Annotated in this window: 18 protein-coding genes and 2 pseudogenes; 10 read left to right on the top strand and 10 right to left on the bottom strand. The window is 59.8% G+C overall.

Annotated features, from left to right (window positions below; translation table 11 throughout):
• Window positions 1–3: 3 nt before the first annotated feature.
• Together AC0NIH_RS19975 and AC0NIH_RS19970 are read right to left on the bottom strand one after the other, a co-directional pair.
• Complete coding sequence (locus AC0NIH_RS19975; protein WP_473469743.1) at window positions 4–2,295, bottom strand: peptidase domain-containing ABC transporter; 2,292 nt, start codon at window positions 2,293–2,295, stop codon at window positions 4–6.
• 217 nt (window positions 2,296–2,512) lie between these two features.
• Window positions 2,513–2,692: a hypothetical protein gene (locus AC0NIH_RS19970; RefSeq protein WP_474025282.1), complete on the bottom strand. Its 180-nt coding sequence runs from the start codon at window positions 2,690–2,692 to the stop codon at window positions 2,513–2,515.
• A 39-nt stretch (window positions 2,693–2,731) separates the two neighbouring features.
• On the opposite strand from AC0NIH_RS19970, the gene AC0NIH_RS19965 reads away from it, so the two are divergent.
• Window positions 2,732–2,965, top strand: coding sequence for a hypothetical protein (locus tag AC0NIH_RS19965; protein ID WP_249491046.1), 234 nt, complete (start codon window positions 2,732–2,734; stop codon window positions 2,963–2,965).
• A gap of 3,021 nt (window positions 2,966–5,986) precedes the next feature.
• Here the strand turns inward: AC0NIH_RS19965 and AC0NIH_RS19960 are convergent.
• Window positions 5,987–6,367, bottom strand: a pseudogene (locus AC0NIH_RS19960) (DUF4347 domain-containing protein); the annotation flags it as partial.
• Between the two features lie 150 nt (window positions 6,368–6,517).
• Window positions 6,518–6,805, bottom strand: coding sequence for a hypothetical protein (locus AC0NIH_RS19955; RefSeq protein ID WP_473562662.1), 288 nt, complete (start codon window positions 6,803–6,805; stop codon window positions 6,518–6,520).
• Between the two features lie 1,130 nt (window positions 6,806–7,935).
• Here AC0NIH_RS19955 and AC0NIH_RS19950 point away from each other — a divergent pair.
• From AC0NIH_RS19950 to AC0NIH_RS19935, 4 genes are read left to right on the top strand one after another with little or no spacing between them, the layout of a single operon-like run.
• Window positions 7,936–11,679, top strand: a complete 3,744-nt coding sequence (locus AC0NIH_RS19950) for a glycosyltransferase (RefSeq protein ID WP_473460257.1) — start codon at window positions 7,936–7,938, stop codon at window positions 11,677–11,679.
• A 26-nt stretch (window positions 11,680–11,705) separates the two neighbouring features.
• A complete protein-coding gene (locus AC0NIH_RS19945) occupies window positions 11,706–12,482 on the top strand; it encodes a DUF707 domain-containing protein (RefSeq protein WP_473460259.1) in 777 nt (258 codons plus the stop codon).
• Between the two features lie 19 nt (window positions 12,483–12,501).
• Window positions 12,502–13,584, top strand: a complete 1,083-nt coding sequence (locus tag AC0NIH_RS19940; protein WP_473460261.1) for a glycosyltransferase — start codon at window positions 12,502–12,504, stop codon at window positions 13,582–13,584.
• Window positions 13,581–15,041: a glycosyltransferase gene (locus AC0NIH_RS19935; RefSeq protein ID WP_473460263.1), complete on the top strand. Its 1,461-nt coding sequence runs from the start codon at window positions 13,581–13,583 to the stop codon at window positions 15,039–15,041. Before AC0NIH_RS19940 ends, AC0NIH_RS19935 begins: the two co-directional genes overlap by 4 nt.
• 57 nt (window positions 15,042–15,098) lie before the next feature.
• Here AC0NIH_RS19935 and AC0NIH_RS19930 read toward each other — a convergent pair whose 3' ends face one another.
• Entirely contained in the window at window positions 15,099–16,013 is a 915-nt protein-coding gene (locus tag AC0NIH_RS19930) for a DUF5672 family protein (RefSeq protein ID WP_224687570.1), read from the bottom strand.
• 573 nt (window positions 16,014–16,586) lie between these two features.
• On the opposite strand from AC0NIH_RS19930, the gene AC0NIH_RS19925 reads away from it, so the two are divergent.
• Together AC0NIH_RS19925 and AC0NIH_RS19920 are read left to right on the top strand one after the other, a co-directional pair.
• Window positions 16,587–17,351, top strand: coding sequence for a class I SAM-dependent methyltransferase (locus AC0NIH_RS19925; protein ID WP_473460265.1), 765 nt, complete (start codon window positions 16,587–16,589; stop codon window positions 17,349–17,351).
• A gap of 85 nt (window positions 17,352–17,436) precedes the next feature.
• A complete protein-coding gene (locus AC0NIH_RS19920; RefSeq protein ID WP_473460267.1) occupies window positions 17,437–18,351 on the top strand; it encodes a hypothetical protein in 915 nt (304 codons plus the stop codon).
• 274 nt (window positions 18,352–18,625) lie between these two features.
• Here the strand turns inward: AC0NIH_RS19920 and AC0NIH_RS19915 are convergent, their stop codons facing one another.
• The 3 genes from AC0NIH_RS19915 to AC0NIH_RS19905 form a co-directional block, all read right to left on the bottom strand.
• Window positions 18,626–18,973, bottom strand: a complete 348-nt coding sequence (locus tag AC0NIH_RS19915) for an RES domain-containing protein (protein ID WP_224687653.1) — start codon at window positions 18,971–18,973, stop codon at window positions 18,626–18,628.
• 192 nt (window positions 18,974–19,165) lie between these two features.
• A complete protein-coding gene (locus AC0NIH_RS19910) occupies window positions 19,166–19,534 on the bottom strand; it encodes a hypothetical protein (RefSeq protein ID WP_224687573.1) in 369 nt (122 codons plus the stop codon).
• Window positions 19,522–19,761, bottom strand: a complete 240-nt coding sequence (locus tag AC0NIH_RS19905) for a hypothetical protein (RefSeq protein WP_473460270.1) — start codon at window positions 19,759–19,761, stop codon at window positions 19,522–19,524. Before AC0NIH_RS19905 ends, AC0NIH_RS19910 begins: the two co-directional genes overlap by 13 nt.
• A gap of 379 nt (window positions 19,762–20,140) precedes the next feature.
• Here AC0NIH_RS19905 and AC0NIH_RS19900 point away from each other — a divergent pair.
• Together AC0NIH_RS19900 and AC0NIH_RS19895 are read left to right on the top strand one after the other, a co-directional pair.
• Window positions 20,141–20,377 (top strand): annotated as a pseudogene (locus tag AC0NIH_RS19900) (beta-barrel domain-containing protein); the annotation flags it as partial.
• A gap of 469 nt (window positions 20,378–20,846) precedes the next feature.
• Complete coding sequence (locus AC0NIH_RS19895) at window positions 20,847–21,302, top strand: Ros/MucR family transcriptional regulator (protein ID WP_224687576.1); 456 nt, start codon at window positions 20,847–20,849, stop codon at window positions 21,300–21,302.
• A 220-nt stretch (window positions 21,303–21,522) separates the two neighbouring features.
• Here the strand turns inward: AC0NIH_RS19895 and AC0NIH_RS19890 are convergent, their stop codons facing one another.
• Complete coding sequence (locus AC0NIH_RS19890; protein ID WP_245264190.1) at window positions 21,523–22,137, bottom strand: MraY family glycosyltransferase; 615 nt, start codon at window positions 22,135–22,137, stop codon at window positions 21,523–21,525.
• A 158-nt stretch (window positions 22,138–22,295) separates the two neighbouring features.
• Entirely contained in the window at window positions 22,296–23,309 is a 1,014-nt protein-coding gene (locus tag AC0NIH_RS19885; RefSeq protein ID WP_287273609.1) for an NAD-dependent epimerase/dehydratase family protein, read from the bottom strand.
• Window positions 23,310–23,695: 386 nt separating this feature from the next.
• Here AC0NIH_RS19885 and AC0NIH_RS19880 point away from each other — a divergent pair, with 386 nt between their 5' ends.
• Window positions 23,696–25,708 carry an acyltransferase family protein gene (locus AC0NIH_RS19880; protein WP_287273611.1) on the top strand — a complete coding sequence of 671 codons (2,013 nt, stop codon included), beginning with the start codon at window positions 23,696–23,698 and terminating at the stop codon, window positions 25,706–25,708.
• Window positions 25,709–25,711: the final 3 nt, after the last annotated feature.

The raw sequence follows: 25,711 nt of genomic DNA, 5'->3' as shown, positions 1-25,711 counted from the left end.
TCGTCAAACCAACCGCGGCAGGATGGCGACCGGGCGACCCTGGTGGCCGTCGAGATGTCGGTTCTGCTGTGCCCACAACTGGCGATAGAGCGCGCATCGTTCGAGCAGGGTTGCGTGCGGGGCGACATCGAGAACCTTGCCCTGCTCCATGACCAGGATCTGGTCGCACTCTGTCAGCGAGGAGAGCCGATGCGAAACGATGATCATTGTGCGCCCGCTTGCGATACGCATGAGGTTAGCGCTCACGATCGCCTCACTCTCCGGGTCGAGTGCGCTGGTCGCTTCGTCAAGGATGAGGATGGTCGGATCGTGGATCAGGGCACGCGCGATAGCCAGCCGCTGTTTTTGACCGCCCGACAAATTGGGCGAACCTTCCTCGATGTAAGTGTCGTAGCCATTTGGCATTCGCTCGATGAATTCCTGGGCGCCCGCGAGGTGCGCGGCACGCATGGCGTCGGAAAGCGTCAGGCCTGGGCGCCCGGCGATGATGTTATCGCGGATCGACCCGCGGAACAGGAAATTGTCCTGGAGGACCACGCCAAGCCCCTGGCGGAGGTGGCGAAGGTTAATTTCCTTGAGGTCGACGCCGTCTAGTTTAAGGAAACCGCTATAGTCGCGGTTGATGCCCTGCAGCAGGCGGGCAATGGTCGATTTTCCCGACCCGCTGCGCCCGACAATGCCGAACATGGTCCCTGCCGGGATGTCGAAGCTGACCCGGTCGAGCGCCGGTGTCTTGGTGCCGATATAGCTGAACGTCAGATCGCTGAACTTGACCTCGCCGACGAGCTTTGGCCTGAGGCCGATTGAATTCGAGCTGGTCTCCAGGGGCCGGTTCAGGACGGAGGCCGCTTCGCCTATCGCAGCGCCAACTTCCTCGTAGTCTTCGACCAGCCGCGCCAGGCCAACCAGCGGCTGCGCGACGCGCTGGGAGATCATCATGAAGGCGAACAGGCCGCCGACCATGTAGCCCGAGCGGTCGTTCATCGCCAGATAGGCGCCGATCAGCATGGTGCCCAGCACCATCAGCCGTTCGATCGGCGTGACCAGGGTCTGTGGCCAGCTGGCGAGTTGCCCGAAGGCGAGACGCGCTTTTCCCGCTTCCGCCACCCGCTCGTCCCAGAGCGCCTTGCGCTGCGGTTCGAGGCCGAGTGCCTTCACCGTTTTGATGCCGACGACGGTCTCGCCGATCGCCGCCGACTTCCAGGTCTCGGCCTCGACCACGCGCTGGTACCTTCGACGCAGCGGTTTGAGGAAGGCGAGGATGATCAGCAGGATGACGACCGCGCAGGCCACCACGATCCAGGCGAGCGTGGCGTTGATGTAGAACATCACTGGTAGCAGCACGCAGAGCGTGATCAGATCCAGGAACGTGCTAAGCAGTTTTCCGGTCAGGAACTCGCGGATGCGGTAGACTTGGGCCAGGTGGTACATCGTCTCGCCGGCAGGATGACGCTCGAAATAGTCGAGAGGCAGGCGCAGCAGCCGGCTGAAGACGTGCAATTGCAGCTTGGTGTCGAGACGAGCGCCGACGACGTTGATGATGAGCCGTCGCGCGTGGCCGAGCAGCGTCTCGTAGGCGAAGACCACGGCGATGATCGCCGACAGCAGCACAAGCGTCGAGACGCTGTTGAACTGCAGCACCTTGTTGACCAGCGTCATGACGATGAGTGGCGGCAAGATGGTAAGGACACTCAGCGTCAAGGAGGCTATGGCGATGTCGCGCAGGGGCCGGCTTTCCAGCCGCACCAGCTCGGCGAGCCAGTGCAAGGTGAAGGGCGCATCCGCAGCCACCTGGGACCGTGTTGCGCGCAGCATCACCGCGTCGCCCGTCCACACCTGCGACAACCGCAGCTCGTCGACGGCGATGGCTTCGCCGTCCTCGGGCGCGTCGGCGCTCTTCAGGAAGACGATATTGCGCTCGGCGCTCGCCCCGGTAAGGAGACCCGCGCCGCCATCGCTGAACAGCAGGACGACCGGTCCGGTGTCCTGGAAGCGCAAAAGATGGGACCAGCGGACGCGGATGGCGCGTGACCACATGCCGGCGTTCTGCGCCCACTCCGAGAGATCGGCGGCAGTTGGAACAGCGGTCGCTGACCTCAATTCATTGGGGTCGAGTTCGACGCCGTGATAGCGGGCAGCCTGCAATACCGCCTTGAGGCGCGGCCCGACCTGGTCGTGCTCGGCGGGACCGCCGGGAGCCCGCGCCGTGTTCTGGCCGCCCGCCTGCTCCGCCGTGGCCTCGACAGCGCGGAGCGAGACCGGCTTGCTTTGGGCGTTAACGGGGAGGTTCACCATGGCCTTCTCATCCGGTACGCATGGCGAAGATTCAAGAGTGCCCGGTCCTCGGTTTCCGCCGAGGTTTCCCAGAACTTCGCATTGTACTCCGAACCGATCGGCCGCGCGACTGTCATGCCACTCCCTGTTTCGAGATGATGAACGCGGAGCCCGCTCTTGAGCGAGGCCCCGCATGTTTCAAATCTGGATCAGTCTCCGTCACTGGTCCATTCAATGCTCACTCATGCGGCTTCAAGAGATCCTTCAGGCTCGTCTTGACCGTGTGGTCGTTGCTGACGGAGCCGGCCCCAGGCTTTGCCTGATCCGAGGTGAGATCCGTGCTCGCCCCCGACGGCTTGTTCTGGTTCTGACCAAATCCGCTGATCGTCTTGAGGACGTTAAGAAGGTCTGTCGACACCGATGTGGCGGCCAGGCCGATCAGATTGCGGAACGACGCATGATCACCGCTGCCGTCGGTCGAGCCCGACTTCAGGAACTGCGTCGTGTCCTTGAGCCCGAGCGAGTTGGCCGTGACATTGGCGGTGTGACCGCCACCCGCCGAGCCATCGTTGTCAGTACCATCGTTGGGATGTCCCTTTCCTGGGTTGCTGCTGTCGCTTCCGTCAGGATCGTTGCCGCCACCATTGTTGCCATGCTCATGGTCACCGGTCCCACCACCCGAGCCGGTTGAACCTGTCGGGCCTGTTGGACCACCCGGGCCTGTAGAGCCGGTTGCTCCGGTCGAGCCAGTCGAGCCTGTCGCACCAGTAGCTCCGGTGGAGCCTGTCGCACCGGTCGAACCAGTAGCGCCGGTCGAACCAGTAGCGCCGGTCGAGCCTGTCGCACCGGCGGAGCCTGTCGCACCGGTCGAGCCAGTAGCACCAGTCGAGCCGGTTGCACCGGTGGAACCAGTCGCTCCGGTCGAGCCAGTTGCTCCGGTTGCTCCGGTCGAGCCTGTCGCACCGGTCGAGCCAGTTGCGCCGGTGGAACCAGTCGCTCCAGTCGCTCCGGTTGCTCCGGTCGAGCCTGTAGCACCAGTGGCACCAGTGGCACCGGTCGCGCCGGTCGCGCCGGTCGAACCGGTTGCTCCCGTCGAGCCAGTCGCTCCGGTCGAACCGGTTGCTCCGGTCGAGCCGGTTGCACCGGTGGAACCAGTCGCTCCGGTCGAGCCAGTCGCTCCGGTGGAGCCAGTCGCTCCCGTCGAACCGGTTGCTCCGGTCGAGCCAGTCGCTCCGGTCGAACCAGTCGCTCCGGTCGAGCCGGTTGCTCCGGTGGAACCAGTCGCTCCCGTCGAGCCAGTTGCTCCGGTCGAGCCAGTCGCTCCCGTCGAACCGGTTGCTCCGGTCGAGCCAGTCGCTCCGGTCGAACCGGTTGCTCCGGTCGAGCCGGTTGCTCCGGTCGAGCCAGTCGCCCCGGTCGAACCGGTTGCTCCGGTCGAGCCGGTTGCACCGGTGGAACCAGTCGCTCCGGTCGAGCCAGTTGCTCCGGTTGCTCCGGTCGAGCCAGTAGCACCGGTCGAGCCTGTCGCACCGGTCGAGCCAGTTGCGCCGGTGGAACCAGTCGCTCCAGTCGCTCCGGTTGCTCCGGTCGAGCCAGTAGCACCAGTCGAGCCGGTTGCTCCGGTCGAGCCAGTAGCACCGGTCGAGCCTGTCGCACCGGTCGAGCCAGTTGCGCCGGTGGAACCAGTCGCTCCAGTCGCTCCGGTTGCTCCGGTCGAGCCAGTAGCACCAGTCGAGCCGGTTGCTCCGGTCGCACCAGTCGAGCCGGTTGCTCCGGTCGAGCCAGTCGCTCCGGTCGAACCGGTTGCTCCGGTCGAGCCGGTTGCACCGGTGGAACCAGTCGCTCCGGTCGAGCCAGTCGCTCCCGTCGAGCCAGTAGCACCAGTCGAGCCGGTGGCACCGGTGGAACCAGTCGCTCCGGTCGAGCCAGTCGCTCCCGTCGAGCCAGTCGCTCCCGTCGAACCAGTCGCTCCCGTCGAACCGGTCGCTCCCGTCGAACCGGTCGCTCCGGTCGAGCCGGTTGCACCGGTGGAACCAGTCGCTCCGGTCGATCCAGTCGCACCGGTTGCGCCGGTGGAGCCCGTAGCACCAGTGGCACCGGTCGAGCCAGTCGCACCGGTAGAACCAGTGGCGCCGGTCGAACCTGTTGCACCTGTCGAGCCAGTTGCCCCGGTTGAGCCTGTTGCACCGGTCGAGCCCGTAGCACCTGTGGCTCCGGTCGAGCCTGTAGCACCGGTTGCCCCGGTGTCGCCAGTTGCACCGGTAGAGCCGGTCGCGCCCGTTGACCCAGTCGCACCGGTCGAGCCAGTTGCCCCAGTCGACCCAGTCGCACCGGTAGAGCCAATGGCGCCGGTCGAACCTGTTGCACCTGTCGAGCCGGTCGCGCCTGTTGCCCCTGTGGCTCCGGTCGAGCCAGTTGCCCCAGTCGACCCAGTCGCACCGGTAGAGCCAGTGGCACCGGTAGAGCCGGTTGCTCCAGTCGCGCCCGTTGCCCCTGTGGCTCCGGTAGCGCCAGTAGACCCTGTGGCGCCGGTATCACCCGTTGCACCGGTCGACCCGGTGGCACCGGTCGAGCCAGTGGCACCTGTGGCTCCGGTTGCCCCGGTCGAGCCTGTGGCACCTGTGGCGCCCGTTGCTCCGGTCGCACCTGTGGCTCCGGTAGCGCCAGTAGACCCTGCGGCGCCGGTATCACCCGTGGCGCCGGTATCACCCGTGGCACCGGTCGAGCCAGTGGCACCTGTGGCTCCGGTTGCCCCGGTCGAGCCTGTGGCACCTGTGGCGCCCGTTGCTCCGGTCGCACCGGTCGAGCCAGTGGCGCCCGTTGCTCCGGTCGCACCGGTCGAGCCAGTGGCACCTGTGGCTCCGGTTGCCCCGATCGAGCCTGTGGCACCTGTGGCGCCCGTTGCTCCGGTCGCACCTGTGGCTCCGGTAGCGCCAGTAGACCCTGTGGCGCCGGTATCACCCGTGGCGCCGGTATCACCCGTGGCACCAGTCGAGCCAGTGGCTCCGGTCGAGCCGGTTGCACCCGTGGCGCCAGTCGCGCCCGTTGAGCCGCTCGCGCCAGTCGAACCTGTTGCTCCAGTCGAGCCGCTTGCGCCAGTCGAACCCGTCGCACCTGTTGCACCGGTAGAGCCGGTCGCACCCGATGAGCCGCTGGCGCCCGTAGAGCCTGTGGCTCCCGTCGCTCCGGTTGCTCCGGTCGAGCCTGTGGCACCAGTCGCACCCGTGGCGCCGGTTGGGCCCGCAGGGCCTGTCGCTCCCGCAGCGCCAGCACTGGCGAGGGTTATGAGGCCACCTGTAAAATGATCGCCGTCGTTGCCCGCGGCGCCAATGTTGTTGATGGGCTGGGTAGCAAAGCTATAACCCGGTTGGTCGCCCACCGTGTTGGTGTCAGCGTCGGCGACGTACGTAAGTGTGCCGTATAGTCGGAAGCCTGAGTCATAGATGAGATAGGTATCTCCAACCACGGGAACTGTTACGGTTACCGAGAATTTCGGAGCCGCAGCATTGGCAGCAGATGGCAACTGAAAGCTACCTACAACCGTATCATCGGTTGTAGGTCCGGTACCGTTTGTATCAATCAGATAGTACGTGTTGATATTGTTACTCGATCCAGTATCTACAGTACCGGTAAGTGTCAGATCGCCTGCTGTAAGCACCCCGGTGTAACTTGCCACACCATGCGAAGTCAGCGGCGGCAAAGGCGCGGAGGCTCTAGCCGGTGCGGATAATTCCCAGGCGCCGCCCAGGGCTGCCGCCCCGACCAACGACCTCGATGCGCGGACGTCCGCGCCGACTGCCCGTTCCAAAGCCGCTACGAAGGCCTCGCCAACATTCCCCGATGCCGTCTCGCAGCTCCACAGCCGCAGTTCGCCGTCCGCGGCAAGCGCCCTGCCGATTGCGGCAAGATCCCCAGCCGCTTCCTTCAATGTGGCGGCCGACCACTCTCCGGCGCTGAAGCTAACCCGGCCAGGCACGCCATGCGCGATGATGTGCACCGCGTCGAGTCCGTTGTGCTCGGACAATGCGGCAGCGATCTGCTTCGCAACTGGTCGACGGCGATCAAGCACAATCGCTTTAACCTCCGTTCGCATGTTGCCGAGAACCGTCTGGAGGTCGGAGACTAATGGATCGACAAAAAGAATTTCAGAGGCACGGGCCATGACTGGCTCCTGTTGGCTTCAGATTTAGCTCAAGGCATGGCCGCGCCGGCCTAGCCTGCGCGCGGTAAGGAGATCAGGCGGTCATCTGCCGGACGGCCCCACGGCGCCGTCGGGACGTGCAACAGCGGGGCTCTCTATGCGGAGAAAGCTGCAAGCCTGGAAATTCCCGCCATCATCAAACGTGCCAATTGCAAATGAACCGGCCGCGGCCGGAACCTTGACGGTGACAGCGACGGCGAGGCTTCGCTTGACGGCCTTGGGAAGAATGACCTGGCCGACGATGGTGTTCTTGGCCGTGTCCAGGATAAAATAAGGTACATTTTCGGTCGTGTCGCCGATGGGCAAAACGCCTCTCACCGCGACTTCCATGACCGCAAACCCTGCTATGTAACTCATCGTTGTTCTCCTCGTGGGCGCCTGCTGCGCCGCTGCTTCTCTCGTGTCGTAAACTTAAGTTTCAATAGCCGCGGAGCGCTGGCGTTCGCGGAAGCCACAGCTGTCGGCGGTGCGCGCATCGGCGTAATAAGAGGCAGGGCAAGCAAGGTTAGACGGCCATTTCGTTCCGCTCGATCGAACCGTGCGCCAATTGTCTTCGCTGAGGTGAGTGCGGAGTCCGCGGGTGCCCGGGAGCACACCGGGTGCATCCGCTAAGAATTGCTCATCAATTGCCGGAGAACGATGGCTGGCGGCCAGGTGCCGATAATTCTGAGGCCGATCGAATCGGAAGCCTGCGTCGCGGCCGCATCGTTTCGTGCGCGGTATCACTCCAACCACAGCCAACTCCCATCACGCATATCGCGATTTCTCGACGACGACTTGCAGGGAACCGACGATTGCGAGGGAATATCGGGTTGGAAAAAACGCTGGCCTCGAGCTCAAGACAACAAACATCTTCTCACGCACGACACACGCTCGGCGCCCTCATGCACCAAGCGACATGCTCCAGATACTCTCCTGGCTTCGCAGATTGCGCGGACCGGCAGGCCCTCTGCCCGCTCCGCCGCTGCCCTCTCAATAAATTAGACATTACTAAAATCTAAAATTAGCAAGTTGTAAATAACGAAGTTAACAATTTATTAACTTCGGCCGGACAAGCAACTTCCTCTAGTCGACATCCGGATGGCGTTTGCGGGCCAAATGCATCGAGAAATCCAACGCTTACAGGCGCCCGCTTTGTTCGCGGCTGAAGCTCGATATCGCTGCGGATTCGGTGCGTGAGCGATCGAGCCGAAGGGAACGTTTGTTGGCGACGGGTGGTTCAGCGGGATGGTGAGACCCTTGCGGCGCCGGACAGCGCTGGCTAACAATGGCTGGGGCCAGGGTCGCGTTGCAAAGGAGGGGGACGACCTGTCCTTTGCACACAGAGGTCATGCAAGTGGCCGAGGCTGGGGAACGTGCATGGAGCATGAAGGTCGGACAAATCCGCTGTCACAGAGGGCACCACGGCACAAATGTGACCGCCTCAGCCGGCGGTCATCCGGGGAGCAGACAGTCAGCATATGACAAGCGGAAAGCGCCTCTGCCTCAACATGATCGTCAAGAACGAGATGGCGAACCTTCAGCGCTGTCTCGGGGCTGTCGCCGAGCATATCGACTGCTGGGTTATCGGCGATACCGGGTCGACCGACGGGACCCAGGGTTTCATCAAATCGTTTTTCGCCGCCCGTAACCTGCCAGGCGAGCTCCACGAATTTCCATTTCACAATTTCGAGCAGGCGCGCAACGCCGCGCTCGATCACGCCTATGCCTCGCCGCTCGCTTATGACTATCTGCTGTTCGACGACGCCGACATGGAGCTGGTGGTCGAGGATACGAACTTCCGCAAGGGACTCGACGGGCCGGGCTGCCGATTGCTGCAGCGCTCGGATTCCGGCCTCGCCTATTGGAACACGCGCCTTGCCAGGCGCGATGCCGGTGCACGCTATCACGGTGTAACCCACGAATATCTCGACGTGCCGGGTGGCGTTCAAGAACTGCGTGGCGCCTGGTACAAGGACCACGCCAGCGGCTCGAACCGGGTGGACAAATTCGAACGAGATGCCAGGCTTTTGCTGGAGGCCCTTGAGAAGGATCCGGAAAATCAGCGCTACTGGTTCTACTTGGCGCAATCCTACCGCGACGCCGGGCGGACAGCGGAGGCCGCAGTGGCCTACGCCAAACGTGCCGCGATGGGCGGTTGGGACGAGGAGGCGTGGAACGCTCGCCTGCAGGAAGCGCGCTGCCTGCGCAAGCTCCACGACGAGGCAGGCTTTATAAGCCAGGCGCTTGTCGCCTGCAATCAACGCCCGCAACGCGCCGAGCCGCTCTACGACCTGGCACAGTTCTATCGCGAGAAGGGGATGAACCACGCCAGCGTGCTGTTTTCGGAAGCAGGGCTGGCGATCAAGCGACCTGAACAGGACATCCTGTTTATCGAGGATTATGTCTATACGACAGGCATGATCGAGGAGTTTGCGATAGCCGCAAACTATTCGCGCGATCCGGTGCGCAAGGACCGCGGCTTCGCGGCGTGCAACTGGCTGGCACTGAACCGGACCATCGGCGACGGCCCCAAGGAATTAGCGTGGTCCAACCTGTTCTTCTACGCGCAGCCCGCTAAGACAATGATGCCGTCCTTCGGGGCCCGTCCGGTCGGCTTCACAGCGCCCGATGGCTATCGGCCATCAAATCCGTCGGTGGCGCGATTGGGGGACCAGATCGTGTTCTTGCAGCGGACGGTGAACTACACCCTGGCCGAAGACAACCTGCAATACCACACGCCGGGCGGAGCTCCGGTCCACACGCGGAATTTCCTGCTGCGATTGAGCGATGAACTCGCCATCCAGTCCGCAAGCGAGATTTTGCCGCCGGTTGATATGCCGGAGCCCGCCAACGACCGGGTTCTCGGATTTGAGGACATGCGCCTGTTCACCTGGCAGGATGCGCTGTGGGGCGTCTCTTGCGTGCGCGAGCTGACACAGGAGGGTTGGTGCGAGCAGGTCATCGCGCGCATCGACGAGAGTGGTACGTGTCGGCTGACCGACTGGCGCGTGCTGCATCCGGCAGGACCTCGGGTACACGAGAAGAACTGGATGCCGCAAGTCAAGCCCGGCACGGGAGGGGCAGAGACGCTGCAGTTCATCTACTTCTGCGATCCCACCCGGATCGTGGATGAACGAGGTGCGACTCTGGGCGAGACATCTCCCGCGATTGCAGCCCCGCGGTTCAGAGGGGGAAGCCAGCTAATCACATTCGCCGGTGGTTGGCTCGCATTGATACATGAGGTGCAATGGCGGACCGCGGAAAAGCGGCGTTACTACCTGCATCGGTTCGTCTGGTTCGACGATGCCGAAACCTTGCGAAAGGTAAGTCGTCCGTTCTTCTTCGACAAAAAGGGCGTTGAATTCGCTGCCGGGCTGGCGTGGCACCCCGATGAAAGTCGTTTGCTGATTTCCTACAGCGTGACCGACAGCGAGTCCTGGCTCGCGACTGTCGACGAGGCGGAGGTGAGGTCGCTGCTGGAGGATGTGGGTAGCCTGCCATCGGGCGCGGCCGATACAACTTCCAGCCTGACGCCGGCCTTTGGATCTGGCGCTCCGCCAACGAAAACGATGATAAAGGCTGACCGGGCCGACGACGGAGCCATGGGTGAAGCAAGACAGGCGTTGCTGGGAGGCAAGGAAGTCGGCGCCGGCGGCATGAAATCGACAGACGAGATCTTTCATGAGCTCGCGCCGTTTCTGCGCGATGTCGATTCTCCGGTGGAACGACGGGAAGGATCGCGCCAGTTCGACGCACGGATTTCTCCCTTCCTTGGCAGCGACGACACCGCACTTGCGCAGATCAACTGCTTCTACCAGGTGATGTCCGACAAGGCCGAGCATCGTACCCTGATTGCGGCCACGACGTCGATGCGGGCAGCAGGCCATCCGGTACGGGTGTGGAGCTACGCACCGGAGAAGCTCGGGTTCCTCGTCCCGCATGGCGTCGAAGTCCGCAATGCCGATGATGTCATGCCGCGGGCCTTGTTCGAGCGGATCGTTGCCGGCTCCGAGATCAGGTATTTCAGCGATATCTTCCGCTACGCCCTGCTCTATGAGCATGGCGGGCTATGGATGGATTCCGACGTCGTCATGCTGCGGCCGTTCCCGTTTCGCGGCGACCATTTTTTCAATCTGCAATGGCACGGATCGCACAAAGGCCATTTCATCTGCGGCAACGTCATCTATGCCAAGCCCTACAGCCGGCATCTCAGGGTCCTTTACGAGTTGTCGATCGAGCGCTTTCACGCAGCGCACGGCAAGGAATTCGGAGACATCGGCCCCAAGCTTTTGTCCGACTATATTGCCTCCGACGCCGGGGCCGAACTGCGAGAATGGTTGTTCAGCCCAATGTTCTTCAACACCATCGATTGGAATGAGATCGACCGGTTCGAGAAGCCGATAGCGGAATTGGTCGACTATCTGAACGATGAGCGGGTGTACGGCATCCACCTGTGGACGGCGCGCAACGAGGCCCGGCCGGGCGGCGAAGGGGCGCCGCTGATCTCGTTCCTCATCAACCCGCTCGACAGCTTCCCAACCTTCACCAGTCTCGCTGACCGCTTCAACACCGACAAGAACAGGCACACCGGCAACCGCCACTGCTACGCGAGGATCTACGATCGCCTGCTGTCACCCCGCCGCTTGTCCATGAAGCGTCTGATGGAGATCGGCCTGTGCCGTGGTTTCGCCGAGGGCAACCAGACCGAAACCCCATCCGTCTCGCTGTGGCAGAGCTATTTTCCGTTCTGTCAGGTGATCGGTGTCGACCTGACGGATTTTTCGCAGCTCAACACTGAACGGTTCAAGTCGTTCATTGGCGACCAATCCAAGCTGGGCGATCTGCGTGCCGTCGCTGCAAAGCTCGAAGCGGGATCGCTCGACGTGATCATCGACGACGGCAGCCACGCTTCGTTCGACGAACAGTTGACGCTGAGCGCTTTTTTCCCGCTGCTTGCCGAAGGCGGCTGGTATTTTCTCGAAGACCTCGACTGGCAGCCGCCCGGCGAGGATCTCGGCAAAGTCACGCTGACCAAGACCCTGCTGCGCGAAATCAAGGACCACGGCACGGCCCGCTCGGTCGATCCGCTGGGTGTGAGTGCGCTTGCCGGTCAGTTCGCAGAAATTCTGTTCTTCGACAGCCATTATGAGTTGAATCGGGCGAAGCTGCTGGGTGGCTTGGTGGCCATTCGCAAGGGCGCAGGAACTGTGGATACTCGATAACAATCAGAGCAAGAACCGTCGGTTCAATGTTTGAGAATTCGAACGATATTCAGCTGTTGTCAGTCCCGCGCGACCCGAGGCGATATCTGGTTCTGATACGCGCCGGGTCAAAGCGCCGCCCTTCCTTTTTTTCTGAGATTCCACACGAGGAGCGCGAGTACGACCTAGCCATAAATTATTACGCCACGCCGCACCCGGATGATATCCTTCGAAAGAGGGCCGAAATTGTTTTTGCGGGCGGCCGATCAAAAATGCATGGCGCTAAACGGTTCTTCGAGGCTACAGGCCTTCATAACGACTATGAGGGAGTTTTATTCCTTGATGACGATATAGAAATTCTTTTCAATCCAGACGCGTTCTTTGCCGTTTGCAATGAGTATTCGCTTGATCTCGCTCAACCCGCCTTGACCCCGGATTGTATCGACGCGATGGGGCTGACGCGCGAGCACCCCGGTCTCAGGCTGCGGACCACGAATTGGGTCGAGGTCATGGCCCCGTTCTTCAGGCGCGCTTTCCTGAAGGAGATGCTCCCTTCCTTTGACCTATCAATATCAGGATGGGGACTCGATTTATATTGGGGTCATCATCTGGCGGACCGCTGGACAGCGGGGATTGTCGACGAATTTCTGATGCGGCATACCCAGGTTAGTAATCACGAGACGGGGGCGTTTTACTCGTATCTTCGCTCGATCGGTATTGATCCCTATGACGAAATGAAATCAATTCTCACCATGATTGATATCAATCCATATATCGCCAGGCCAATACGTTTTATCTACCGAACCTATTCCTTTCGAGCGTAGATCCTATGGAAGGCCTCGAGTGAAAATAGCCGTCTACACCATCGCCTTGAACGAAGCCGCAAACGCGGAGCGCTGGGCCAATTCGGCCGTCGATGCCGACTATAGAATTGTGGCCGACACTGGCAGCACCGACGACACGGTGGAGCGGCTGACTGCGGCAGGCGTTACCGTGTATAGAATAGCGGTTCGCCCATGGCGTTTCGACGACGCCCGCAACGCCGCGATGGCGCTGATCCCGCCCGACGTCGATGTGTGCTGCACGATGGACATGGACCGGTTCCTCGAGCCCGGCTGGCGGCCAAAGCTCGAGGCTGTCTGGGCCCCCGAGACGACCGCCCTTTATTGTCAGACTGTGTACAGATCGAGCGTCGATGATCCGGCACCGCTGCGAAGCTGGCCTGCGAAAAACTTTCACCATCGCTGGCGATATCGCTTCAGACGGCCGGTCCACGAAGCTCTGGTTTTCAGTGGAGAAACGGAAGTCGCCGCGAGCAGCAGCGACATCGTCATGGTTGAGGTACAGGATCTCGCCAAGCCGACGAGGAGCAGCTACCTGCCGCTAATGGAGGTGGCGCACAGGGAAGACCCCGGCGATTCTCAGATCTGCTTCTGGCTCGGACGGGACTTGATGTGGGCCAATCAACATGAGCGAGCCGTTCCGTTGCTTGAGCGCTACCTTGCATTGCCGACAAGCAAATGGGCGGAAGAACGATCCGAGGCGATGCGTTACATCGCCCGCATGCAGCCGCAGGAGAGATTGACCTGGCTGGACAAGGCCAGGATGGAAGCGCCGCACCGTCGCGAGATCTGGCTCGACCTGGCCGAGGAATTCCACGGCAGGGCGGACTGGTTGAACCTGTTCTGGGCGGCCACCAATGGGATCGAGAAGACGCACCGCACCGGAAGCTATCTGGACGACGCGAACTGCTGGGGCTTTCGATTGTATGATCTCGGTGCGATCGCGTCGTGGCGCCTCAATGCCATGGACCGGGCGGTGGAGTGGGGACGAGCAGCGCTTGAACTGGATACGCGGAACCAGCGGCTCAAGGACAACCTCGATTTCTTCATTCGGCGGAAGGAAGAATTACGGGCTGGCGCATGAACGATGATTTGCTCAAACCTGCCCAATTGTTCACGGCGTTCGGCACCGTGCTTTTTGTCGATACGGCATCAGGCCAACTACGCCATGGTCCGACAGAGAGCAGCCCGGCCAACTTGCTGTTCGAACCAGACGAAAATATGCCACGACACTTTCGGCCGGGGCGCTTGGTTCATGCTGCTAGCGGCTCGTCAGAACCCATCGATTGTTATCTTGATATCTGTCTATCCGCCTCCCAGTCGCAACACGAGAACCGACCATCTGGTTCAACAACGCTCGAGCTGATCCCACTCGAACGTGGTCTGCTGACGCTAAAATCCGGTGGGCTTTTTCTGTCGGCTATACCAGACGGACAGATGATGCTCAGGGCACCTGTTTGCAGTACCTGGGAGTTGTTCATCGCTTCAGAAAATTGGTGCACCGAAGTCAGTTCTGGACTGAAAGGCGCGTGGCGTACTGCGGAGAATGAATACGATAAGTCCAGAATCCAAAACCACATTGTTCATCCTGTTCTAAGAGCAATGTCGAACAGGCGGCCAAACTGCGCCAAGCTGTTGATATACGGATATACCAAATGGTCACACGGCAGGGTCTATTATGATGTCGCATGCCAGCTTAATGACAGGGGCTTTGTCGTTGATATAATCGATTGGCAGCAGGATAACGGTACCTACTTCGATAGCGTTCGAGATTATTACGATTTGTACCTAACTGCGCTCGATGGCGTATCGACTTTGGTCGACCGATATCGAATTCCCTTCGATAAGATAATCGCGATATCGCACCATGAGTTCGATATCCGTATGCTCATCGAACAGAAGGGGCCGGGCGTTTTCGACAGCTTTGCCGGTTATGGGGTCGTCGGTGAATCGGTATATTCGGCATCGATTATGCTCGGTATACCTCGAGCGCCACAGGTAGCATCGCTCGGAATTGACTATGAGACTTTTTTCAGCGCCTTGCCGGAAAGGTTGGCGACAGTTGGCTACGCCACATCGATGTCTGTAAGGACTTTCGGCGTCGAGTGGAAACGTGGCGACCTCGCAGAGGCGGCGGCGCGTGAGGCCGGCTTGGCATTCAAGGTGGCAGGTTCGACTGCAAATCAGATTTCATTTCACGATATGCCGAACTTCTATCGAAGTGTCGATGCTGTGGTGTCAAGCTCCGTGAATGAATCCGGTCCGTTGTCGGTCATGGAGGGGGCTGCTGCCGGAAGGCTCGTGATAGGCACGCCGGTGGGTCACTTCCCGATAAAGGCGTACCAGGGGGGCGGGATTCTTGCCCCAATCGAGGCTGAAAAATTCCGAGCCTTCACCTCTGCCACCTTACGGTACTATAAAGAGAACCCGACCGCCTACGTCGACAAGTGTCGTGCCATACAACAGGCCGCTAGGAGTTTCGATTGGCAATACGCAATTGGTGATTGGATCGAATTGATCGAGGGAGCAAGGTCGGCCTAGACCAACTCACAGCGCGACGGACGATGATACCAAGAGAGCATGACTTGCTGCCGGGTTTCATAGTACTATGCCATACTTCTCGGCAACTTGTTCGCCGTGAAACCCAAAACTCCTGCCTAACCAATAATTCGTGAACGGATGATCTTCAAACAAGCTAAACTTTCCGGCCAATTCCGGTGGACAAAATCTTACTCCGTAGCGAGTTTCCAATAACTTTCTGGCTGCAATCGAAATTACTATGTCCTCGCCAAGGCATTTTTGCCCCTTCTGGTTTGTCACATAATATGCAAAGAGTCGTAGCCTGTCTTCGTAAGGTATCCAATCCTCTATATTCCAAGTAAGTTGCTCCTTGAGAAGGGCGTCGTAAAGTTTCCTGCTCCGCAACGAAAAGCCGCCATTCCCAATGATTGGTCCACACCAATAAGGCCCCCCGCTCCATAGTCCACAGAACGGAGCGCCGATGTAATCGTAGTTCAGAAAAAGGGGATCCCAAGCCTGCGGGTTAACTGCAAAGGCGTGATCTTGTACGATAAGATTGAAGTCAGTTTCTACGAGATTGGGCATTAGTCGTAGGCATATGTTATTAATGTCCTCGATAAAATCGGCGAATACGGCAACTCGAATGTGCCTGATTTCTGTTCCAGGAATTGAGAATGGGAACGACGAGTTGCTGAACCAATATACAATATCAGTTCGAAGAAGCGCCGCAGTCCGTTCAACAGCCCTTGCGGCTCGATCAATGTATTTTCTGCCTCTGGTTTCAATACAGCTAATGCTGAGAGTATGACCCGAAGCAGCTAAGGTATCATAATTGTATTCTTGCGGGGGAACTGGATCGGCGAGAATGAACGATTCCCAGCTGCTGCAGGTTGTTTGCGTCAGAGTGACATGCCCGTCAGGCAGAGCCGTCAAATAGGCGTCGCCCGACTTGAGAGCAACCCAGCCATTGTCGAGTCGCACGATCTCAAACATGGTTGGGTCTATCGGCTGGCTTCCAGTGCGGTCGATTGCGCGACAGTGGGTTGTTTGGCAGGCTATTGGGTCGAACGCGTTCGGACCGTCATACACAACAATTCGACCGTGTCTGCCTTCGAGGACGACCCTGGCGCAACCATGCCCGTCCCCGCGCTTGTCATGACGAAGTTCGCGGGAACCTGGCTCAATGTGGAGGGCTGTCCCATGCGCGGTGAAGAGCCGCGGCGATAGGATGGCTAGGCTGTGCATTTTGGTGCTGGCTCCAAGCGCAATGTTTTGAGTTCCCAAGCCGGTGCGGTTGGCTTGGTAAGCTGTGCTGGAACGATGAGTGTCCAAGCCTTCGACCGCCCTCGACAGTAAGCCGCATATGATGCAATTATCCAGAGACCAAATGCGCGATTTTTGGTTGGGGGTTTGAACGTTCTGGAAGCGGGCTGACCGTATGCCGCCGAGAACGTCCAGCTGTGTGTCTGCTCAGCCAGCGCCTAGCCTTGTCGGTCCAGGGGTTTGCAGGTAGGGTACCTGGCTAAGATTTCAGCGCTGACAATTACCGGGTAGAAAGAGATTAGGTTGAATAACGAGGATATAAGTACGTCCGATGACGCGGATCACTCCGCTGTTATTTGCGGTGAGAGTTATTCCGCGTTTATCAACACTCTCCATCTAAGCCTAAAACCAAAGACCTACTTCGAGATTGGCACTCTTAACGGCGACACACTTAGACTGGCAAACGCCGCTAGCGTGGCAGTCGACCCCTATTTCAGAATCGATGGCGACGTGGTGGGTAGGAAACCAAGTTGTATGCTATTTCAGCAATCTAGCGACGACTTTTTCGCCTCTCACAACACCTCTCAATTATTCGGCGCGCCGATCGATCTTGCGTTCCTCGACGGGATGCATCTTTTCGAATTTCTGCTTCGTGATTTCATGAACACAGAAAAGCATTGCCGCAAAAATTCGATCATCCTTCTCCATGACTGTCTTCCCCCGGGGTTTTTTATGACCGTTAGAGACCCCTCGGACCCTCTGCTGGCCAAATCGCGCTTTGCACAATGGTGGACAGGAGATGTGTGGAAAGTCATTCCCGTGCTTCGGAGTTATCGTCCCGATTTGTCCATAACCATGTTCGGCTGCCCGCCGACAGGGCTCGTTTCCATCACGAATCTCGACCCGGCGAGCCAAACGCTTGACCGTGCATATGCCGAGATTCTTGACCGGTTTTCGTCAAAAGATATCGATCGAGAGGCTTACGACAACTACTGGACGACACTATCCATCGAAAAGAGCAGTGAATATTCCACAGCTCATCATATGGCGACGAAATTTTGGCTTTAACTAGGTGTCGGTCCGGAAGCGGCCAATGCTGCCATAGTGGTTTCAGCCTTTCCCACCTAGGTCAGTCCTCGGCTGGATTCGGTTGATGAGAAGGCGGGAATTTGCCGAATTGGTGGTAGTCAGCGCGACTGTTGGTTTGGTTTCGACGCTGGCTATGCCGCAAAGTAGCTCGCAGAGGAGTCTAGCCACGCCGCGATCATCTCCCCAGATCGGTCCCCCAACGAGCCTCCTGTCGGCCGCCATCGAGCTCGCCGGCGATTGGGGCCACATGCTGCCGCGCGCAGCCGAGCAAGTCGTCGAGCGCATGCGGTACGCCTGCCTGGGTGGTGTCCGCCTGGTCTCCGATCGCCAGCCGACGCGGCTTCGGGTCGACGAGCATACGTCCGGCCCACCGTCCGTTTGGCTGCATCCGGACGGCAGCACCATGGCGTGGATTATCGTGGACATCGGCGAGCGCGACTGGTCGAAGCTTGCCTACCAGTTTGGACATGAGCTCGGCCATGTCGCAGCCAATAGCTGGCAGGCCGATGCCAAGCCGGAACCACCCTGCCAATGGCTCGAGGAGGCGATGGTCGAGGCTTTTTCGCTGCGTGGCCTGGCGCGCCTGGCCAAGGACTGGAAGAAGAACCCGCCCTTCGCCGGCGACAACGCTTTCGGCGATGCCATTGCCGAGTATCGCGAGAACATCATCCGGGGCTATACCGCGCTTGCCGACAGCCAGGGGCTTGTCCGCGACGCCGCAGCGTGGTTTGCCGACCATCGCAGCGAGATCGAAATGCCCGGGCTCAATCCATTCGCCCAGTCGATGTCCATGACCATCCTCGCCGAATACGACCGCGCGGCCGACTGCGTCGAGGCGCTGGGTGCACTCAACCGCTGGCCCGGCCGCACGGGTATCCCGATCGCGGAATACCTCCGGCGATGGGAACAGAGCTGCACGGAAGTGCATGCCTCGCCGCAACTGCCACTCCGCTTACGGGAGTTATTGCGCACTTCGTAATAGCGGTGCGGCTCGACGCAGCGGCCGAAGGCTGTGGCTCAGAACCCCTTTATTGTGGTCGTTGCCGCCGTTGCAGCCATCGCTGAGGGGTCTGCTACCGCGCTCATCCGCGGCGCCTTAGCCCCCTACCCGCCTGACTGCTTTCATTCCGGGAGGACGCTCTGAGCTATCCGAGATTAGATTAGCGAGGCGCAGACGTGATTGTTGCCAAACCATCAGGCCTCTAGCTAGGGCGAAAAGAACCTCTCCTGCCGTCGGCACGAGCGAGAGTGCGTTACCGCAAGGATAGCTGGTCCTTCGGCAACCGGCCGCTCGGGTCGAATACAGCTACCTTGTGCGGCAGATCCGGACCCCAGTCCCAAAGTACCAGGTTACGATCCTCCATCTCGGCGCTCGGCGCGAAACTTGGCACAACGATGCCGGCCATACTTCGAGACTGCAGCCGGTCGTAGACGGACCAGGACGCCGGGCGCTTCCCGTCGCTAAGCGCCGTTGCCCAGGCGCAGGCCATGTCTTCAAGCGCGATAGAAAATTCTCCCCTCGTCTCGTTCGTCGTCAGATCCGCGATCGCGCTGTCGCTGCCGGAGATGATCATCCTGCGCTGGGGCTGCGGTTGAGCCAGGCAGTGTCGTCGGTTGGGGGATGAAGGCAGAGATGACGGCCCAGCTCGTCACTGACTGGGGAACCTAAGGACGACGATCGAGATTGACCACTGGCTTTGTGATGTCGACGCTGTCGTTGCGAGTCGCCAAGAACTTCCTTCTAGTGAAGGTCCGAAATGGGGCCGGTAGACGCCGTCTCGTATTTTGGAAGGTCAGCGAAAAGCTATCATTCGGCGATCGTCCAATTGCCGACGTTGCGACTGCTGGAGCAACCATGAAAACGCACGCCGCAAAAATGCTTCGCCACCCGTCCTGACAACCTCACCGTGCGCAACGACGACGTGCTCGGGATGCTTTCCGATCAACTCACGAATCTTTGGGCGCGCGGTTGCGCGGTTGCGGAAACTGATCCGATAGTCGATCGGCGGATAACCCCACCCTTCGATCATTTTCGAAAGTTTCGCGATTGGCCGCATCCACCAAGGCCAATGACGTTTCAAGAACGTCTCGCTAAAGGTCTGCGAGAGGTCGGCGATGATAGCGGTGCGCGACGCGCGGTGAAAGAAGATCAGTTCGTCCATGAAAGGCGAATTGGTGAATAGAATTGGTCGACTTGCCCGTCCCATTCGGCGGGCGGATGGTCGGCCAGTACTCCGGAAAAGCGAAGTTCGCTGCACTTGGCGATTGTCGCCGCCGTCGCCCACAGGTTCGCTCCCGGAAAGGCAGCCTGCCACTCGCCTAGAAACAGGTAGTGCAGCTTGTTGGGGCATATGTCGAACAGGCCCCAGCGCTCGAATCTCAGCCTCAATCGCAGCCGTCCTTTCGACTGGCGACCACAACCACAGCCCCCCATCGGCAAGACGCACGACGGCCATGCGCGTCGGATAATCGAATCCTTTGAACGAGACGATTCCGCCATCCACAATCCATAAGTTTGATCCCAGCGGCTCCAGCATGGCCGTTAAGTCTAATGCGCAAGGTGGGCGCTTTCCATAAAAAAGGACAATCGCCGCGCCTGTTGAGGTGACGAATCGTGAAGCGCATCCAGATCTTGGCTCTATCAGTGCCTAGCGCTACGTCCCTCCCAAAGGTTCAACAGCTACGGCTGACGCGCCGAGCCCCGACCAAAACCGACCAGAAGCTGATGGTGGTGGTGCCCGCCGGCACGAAGCTCGAGAATCGAGGCGATGCTGCTCAACCGCGACAAGGGGTTTGTCCGTGAGGGGCAGGAAGTTCGGATCAAGCTCGAGGCTTTCCCATTCACGCGCTACGGCACGCTCAACGGCAAGATATTGACGGTATCGAATGACGCGATCCCGGCCGGCGCGCCGCAGCAGGCGTCAGGGGCCAAGCAGGAGACCGCGCATGATGCCGCCGGCCCGCTCGTGTTCACGATGCGAATTGCGCTCGACGAGACATCGACACGCGTCGAGGATGAGGATGTAACGCTGACGCCGGGCATGTCGATGACGGCGGAGGTGAAGAGCGCGCCCTTCCGGCAGGCGCTCACCGAGCGCGGTCTCGCCTGGGCGGTCGGCATCCCGTTCAAGCAGAATGGAGGCGCATAGCTCACGTTCAGCAGAACTATCGGGCTCGTGCTACGTGCACGACTAAGGAGGGGGCACACGCGCCAGAAAGTCCATGCCTCTTGAAATTTTTCCCGACTCTAAGTCACAATTTGTCCCATAAGCACTCGCAATTCGGGCTGAGGCGCGACGCAAAAAGTTCGAAAAGCTTCCAAGAACCCCAGGCGAATTGGACGCGCTCTGTGGCCTGGGTCTCGGTAACCATCTAAATATTATCCGATGGTGGAATTTCTCTCGGCATCGGTCACAATTTCGGTATAGGACAGACGCGTGGGGCGAGCTTTATCCCTATCGTAGGAGCTGATACTTGAGCGATCAAAACGAAGCCCAGACGGCCGATCTCGTGGAGCTAACTGCAGACATTGTCTCTGCCTATGTAAGCCAAAATCCACTACCCGTTGCTGGGTTGCCAGATCTGATCGCGGCGATTCATTCGTCACTGACAGGTCTTGGCCAGCCGAATGTGGCCGAGCTGCCTAAACAGGAGCCAGCCATCAATCCAAAACGGTCGGTAGCGCCGGACTACATCATCTGCCTCGAAGACGGGAAGAAATTCAAATCGCTAAAGCGCCATCTCTCGGTACACTACCGACTCGCTCCGGACGAATATCGCGAGAAATGGGGATTGAAGCCGGATTACCCGATGGTTGCGCCGAACTACGCGGCTCAAAGATCAACGCTTGCGAAGGCGGCGGGGCTAGGACGCAAACCGCAGCCGGTCTCTGCTAAAAAAGTTCCTGCCAAGCGCAAGCCCAAGGCCTAGTACAGACAAGATTCTGGAGCGTCCCACCTCGGGCGCTCTGGTTTCGAGCAAAACGACCCACCGGCCACGTGCCGGGGCGCACTCCAGAAGGCGGACACTATTGCGAGCAAGCGGCAACGTGGCCAGAAGCTGGATAGGAAGGACCGCTATATCACCATCCTGTCGCGCGAGGATTCGCAACACTCGCGCTACGAGTGGCTTATATTATGGGTAGCCTAGACTAGGCGGAAAAAATCAGCCCTATCGTCAGTGCCCCCGCGGCGTAAACAGCCGGTAAAATCTGACGATTCACACCAATCCGAAGCAAGGTGTGACCAAGGTGGTCCGTGCCGCCCATCCAAGGCCTCCGCCCCTGTAGCAAGCGGCGAGAGGTTACGAATATGGCATCAATCAGCGGGACGGCAATCCACGCTAGCGAGGCGTCAAAACCTCTTTTCGAAGCAAGAAGCACGATTGCTGCGCCGAGGAGAAGACTGCCGCTATCGCCCATAAAAACGCGGGCGGGCGGATAGTTGAAGCAAAGAAACCCGACACACGCGCCCGCACCGGCCATCCCGATATCGCCGCCCAGCCCCAGGAAGGCAGCCGCGACCGCGCTCGCGGCAAGACCATCGGCATGATCGAGCATGTTGACCGCGTTGCAAGCTATCCAAATGACGATCGGAACCCACCACACGCCTGTGATGATCCCAGCTGATACAGCCGCAGCGGCCAATGCCGCTGCCTTGGCACCGGCGGAAAGGGATCGGACGTCATCCAGCGCGCCGATCAAACAGAAAACAGCCAGCAGAAGAATATGCTCTACCGGAAGCCACGGAGATATCGCGATCAGCATGGCGGGGCCTGCCAGTCGAGGGATCTCCCCCGATGTGTGCCATCGATCGCTCTTGACCTTTGAGACCGCTCCGATGCGGGTCGCCAGACGCGCAAACAGCCACACACCAACAACCGCTAAGAGCAGGGCCCCGATGAATGGTACAAATGGGCCAAGCGTCAAGCCATCACTCGTTGGGTGCGCATGTGCTCGATGCTGTCGGTGATTGTCTGCTTTGTGCTTCGCAGCGGGCGCCACCCTGTCATGGTAGTCAAAAGACTGGTGTCCGGTACGCGATCATACGTTACGGCAAACCTCTCGCCATACACCGCGGTGGAAGGCTTCGTGACGATCGGGGCGCCGGACTTGGCGGCCTCAACCACCATCTTTGCAAGATTGCCGATCTGCACCGCCTCGCTGCCGCCCAGATTGACTGGTCGTCCCCGCAAGGATCGACATTGGATGATCAGGAGTAACCCTTCGGCGGCGTCGGCAACGTGAAGAAATGCCCGCCTCTGTTCGCCGTCGTCGTGAACAACGAGCGGCTCGCCTCGCAAGGCTGCGTTGACAAAAACCGGCAAGACCAAGCCGGTCACCGGTCGCTGCCGTGGACCAGCCATGTTGAATGGCCTGACGATCCAGGTGGGGATACCGAAATCGAAAAACAGTCCGGCAACCAGATGCTCGACCGCCGCCTTGGCGGCAGCATAGCCCCACCGCGGCCGGAGATCCGTCGTCACGGGATCGGACTCAGTGATTGGCCGGTCCCGGCCGGAGCCATAGACTTCGGAGCTTGAGGTATAAAGAAGCGGGCGCCGGTGCAGTCGGCATGCCTCGACAATCGCACAGCCTGACTCGAGAATGCCACTGGTAACGGCAAAGCGTTCCTTATGGGCCAGTTGAACCCCGATCGGGCTCGCCAGATGGAACACGGCGTCCGCCTGGCGAACCTCATCGTGAACCGCCGCACTGTATGCTGGATCACCAACCCTGAAGGTCCGGATCGTTAGGCGGGGATCACTGGCAGGAAGATTATGAAGCGAGCCGTTCGAAAGGTCATCGATAACGGTCACGCTGCAATTGCGCGCTAGCAACAGATCGACCAGTGCCGACCCAACGAAGCCTGCGCCCCCGGTAACCAGTAGGTGAGTTCGCGGGCCGAATTCAACCATGTCCGCGCTATGGTTGTCCACAGTTGCCACCCTCCAGAACGACCCGTGGCCTCGCAACGCACGGGACAGTCTTTCTATACAATCATGGACAGGGCAAACAATCCCGTTTTTTCACCAAGGCGATCGAGTTTTCGCCATCTTGATATCGCCAATGAACGAGTACCCATCCGAAATGTTGCCAGTAGTCCGATGCCGTGGCTCACGAGAGCAGAACTGATTCTGACACATGCCTACCAATGTGTAGGTTTTCGTCGCTCCAGCGTAAAACAAATTGTGAGGGTATCCCCACGTTTCTCGCAATGCGGCTTGTAAATCGAACCGCGAGTGCCGCCACTGCGGATGTCCCGTCATCGACTCATGTGGCGCAACCAGGCTATGAAACTTGGGGGGGCACTGCAGGAGGCGCTTTGAAACCCGACTATCGGCCAGATATCGACGGATTGCGCGCAATCGCAGTGATCGCCGTCATTCTTTTCCATTTTGAGGTGCCCGGTTTCCCGGGCGGGTTCGTCGGCGTCGATATCTTCTTTGTCATTTCTGGTTACTTGATAACGCGCCTTCTGGTGGCGGAAGGCGGTGGACCATCCCTTGTCGAATTCTACGGCAGGCGGATGCGCCGAATACTGCCGGCGATGCTGGTAATGATCAGCCTCTCACTCGTCGCAGGGTGGTTTCTGTTGCTCCCGGGGGATTATGCCGCTCTAGGACGTAGCGCGGCGTATTCCACGTTCGGGCTGGGTAATTACTACTTTCTCTGGAACACAGGCTATTTCGACCGCGAGTCGACATTTCTGCCGCTGCTCCATCTCTGGTCGCTCGGCGTCGAAGAGCAGTTCTATCTCATATGGCCGGTGCTGCTTCTGATTGCCAACCGGCTGGCACGCGGCCGCCACCTACTGGTTGTTGTGCCGATCTGCATCGTCGCGCTAGCCAGCTTCTCGATCTCCCACCATCTGATAGCGGTCGATCCGAAACAGGCATTCTATGTTCCCTTCAGCCGAGCCTGGGAATTGGCCCTCGGCGGCCTACTCGTCTTTGCACCGCCGATCGGCCGCCGGCATACGTCCGAAGCGTTCGGGCTGATCGGCCTTGGCCTGGTAGCCGCCAGCACCCTCTGGCTATCGCCGAGCCAGCCGTTTCCGGGCCGTGGCGCGCTCGTTCCGGTGATCGGCGCTGTCCTGCTCGTTTGGCCGCGGTCGCAGTCAAGCATCTCGGCGCTGCTTGCGCGCCCGCCTTTGCGATCGACGGGCAAAATTTCCTATAGTCTCTACCTCTGGCATTGGCCGATGCTAGTCTTCTTCCGTCACTACGCCGGCACCGCATTGCCGTCAGCGGTCGAATCGTCCGTGCTTATAGCGATGGCCTGGTTGGCGGCGTATCTATCCTGGCGGTTCGTCGAGGAACCCGTTCGCCGCTTGCGGGCTCCGCCGTCGAGGGCACTTATCGCTGGTACCACCGCCCTGGCGATGGTTTGCCTGAGCGCCAATGCGATCTTCGAAGCCGGCGGGTTCAGCAGCAGGATTTCGAAGGAAGCCGAGGCAATGCGCAGCCTTGATGTGATGTGGGATTGGTCATGCCCGCAAATGGTCAGCATTCCTGAGCTGGGCAGCACCTTTTGCGCGTTCGGTGCGCCTTGGGAAAAAGCGGCGCGGCACGCTGTGCTGTGGGGCGACAGCCATGCCGAACATCTCGCCCCGCTATTCGACAGCGCAGGCAAAGGAGAAAATACGGCTTTCTTTCTTTATCGCCCCTGCCCCGCCGCCTTCGGGGAGGGTGTCCACCGCGACTTTCCCGATTTCCCCGGCTATCGGGAAAGTTGCTCATTGTCACGAAAGGCTGCGGTCGGCATGCTGAGACAGCGGACAGACATCGACCTCGTGGTGTTGTCCTCCGCCTGGACAAGTCTTGCCACCACCGATGTCGTTGCTGATGATGGACAGCGGACGGATAAAGTCCTGTTGTTGCGTGATGGCCTGCGCAGCCTTGTCGAGGAAATCAGCAACCCGGATCGACGCATCGCAATCATTGGCCAAGTGCCCGGTCCAGGCATTGACCTGACTTCGTGCGCGGCGATGCGCGAAAGCGGTATGCTTAGGCGTTGTTCGACCGAGATGAACAGCGAGCAAGTCTTCCGTACCTGGTCGCCGATGGTGACCGCGCTCGGATCGCTCGTTCAGGATAATGCCGTGGTCTTTATCAATCCGGTCAAAGGCATGTGTCTGGACAGACATTGCCCGACCTACATCAATGGCGAGTTCATCTACCGCGATGGCTCGCATATACGCAGAAACCTGAGGCCCGAGACCGACGATGCCATTGCTCGAATGATGGGTCTCTATTCGGCCTTGCCGGACCAGGAGCAGACCCGGATATCGGCTGCGAATGCCGCGCCCTCTCCAACAGCCGGCAAAAGCAATTGAGTG

Source organism: Mesorhizobium sp. WSM1386, assembly GCF_055901595.1.
Note: the sequence above shows the minus strand (reverse complement) of the source record. Positions and strands in the feature narration are given on the sequence as shown.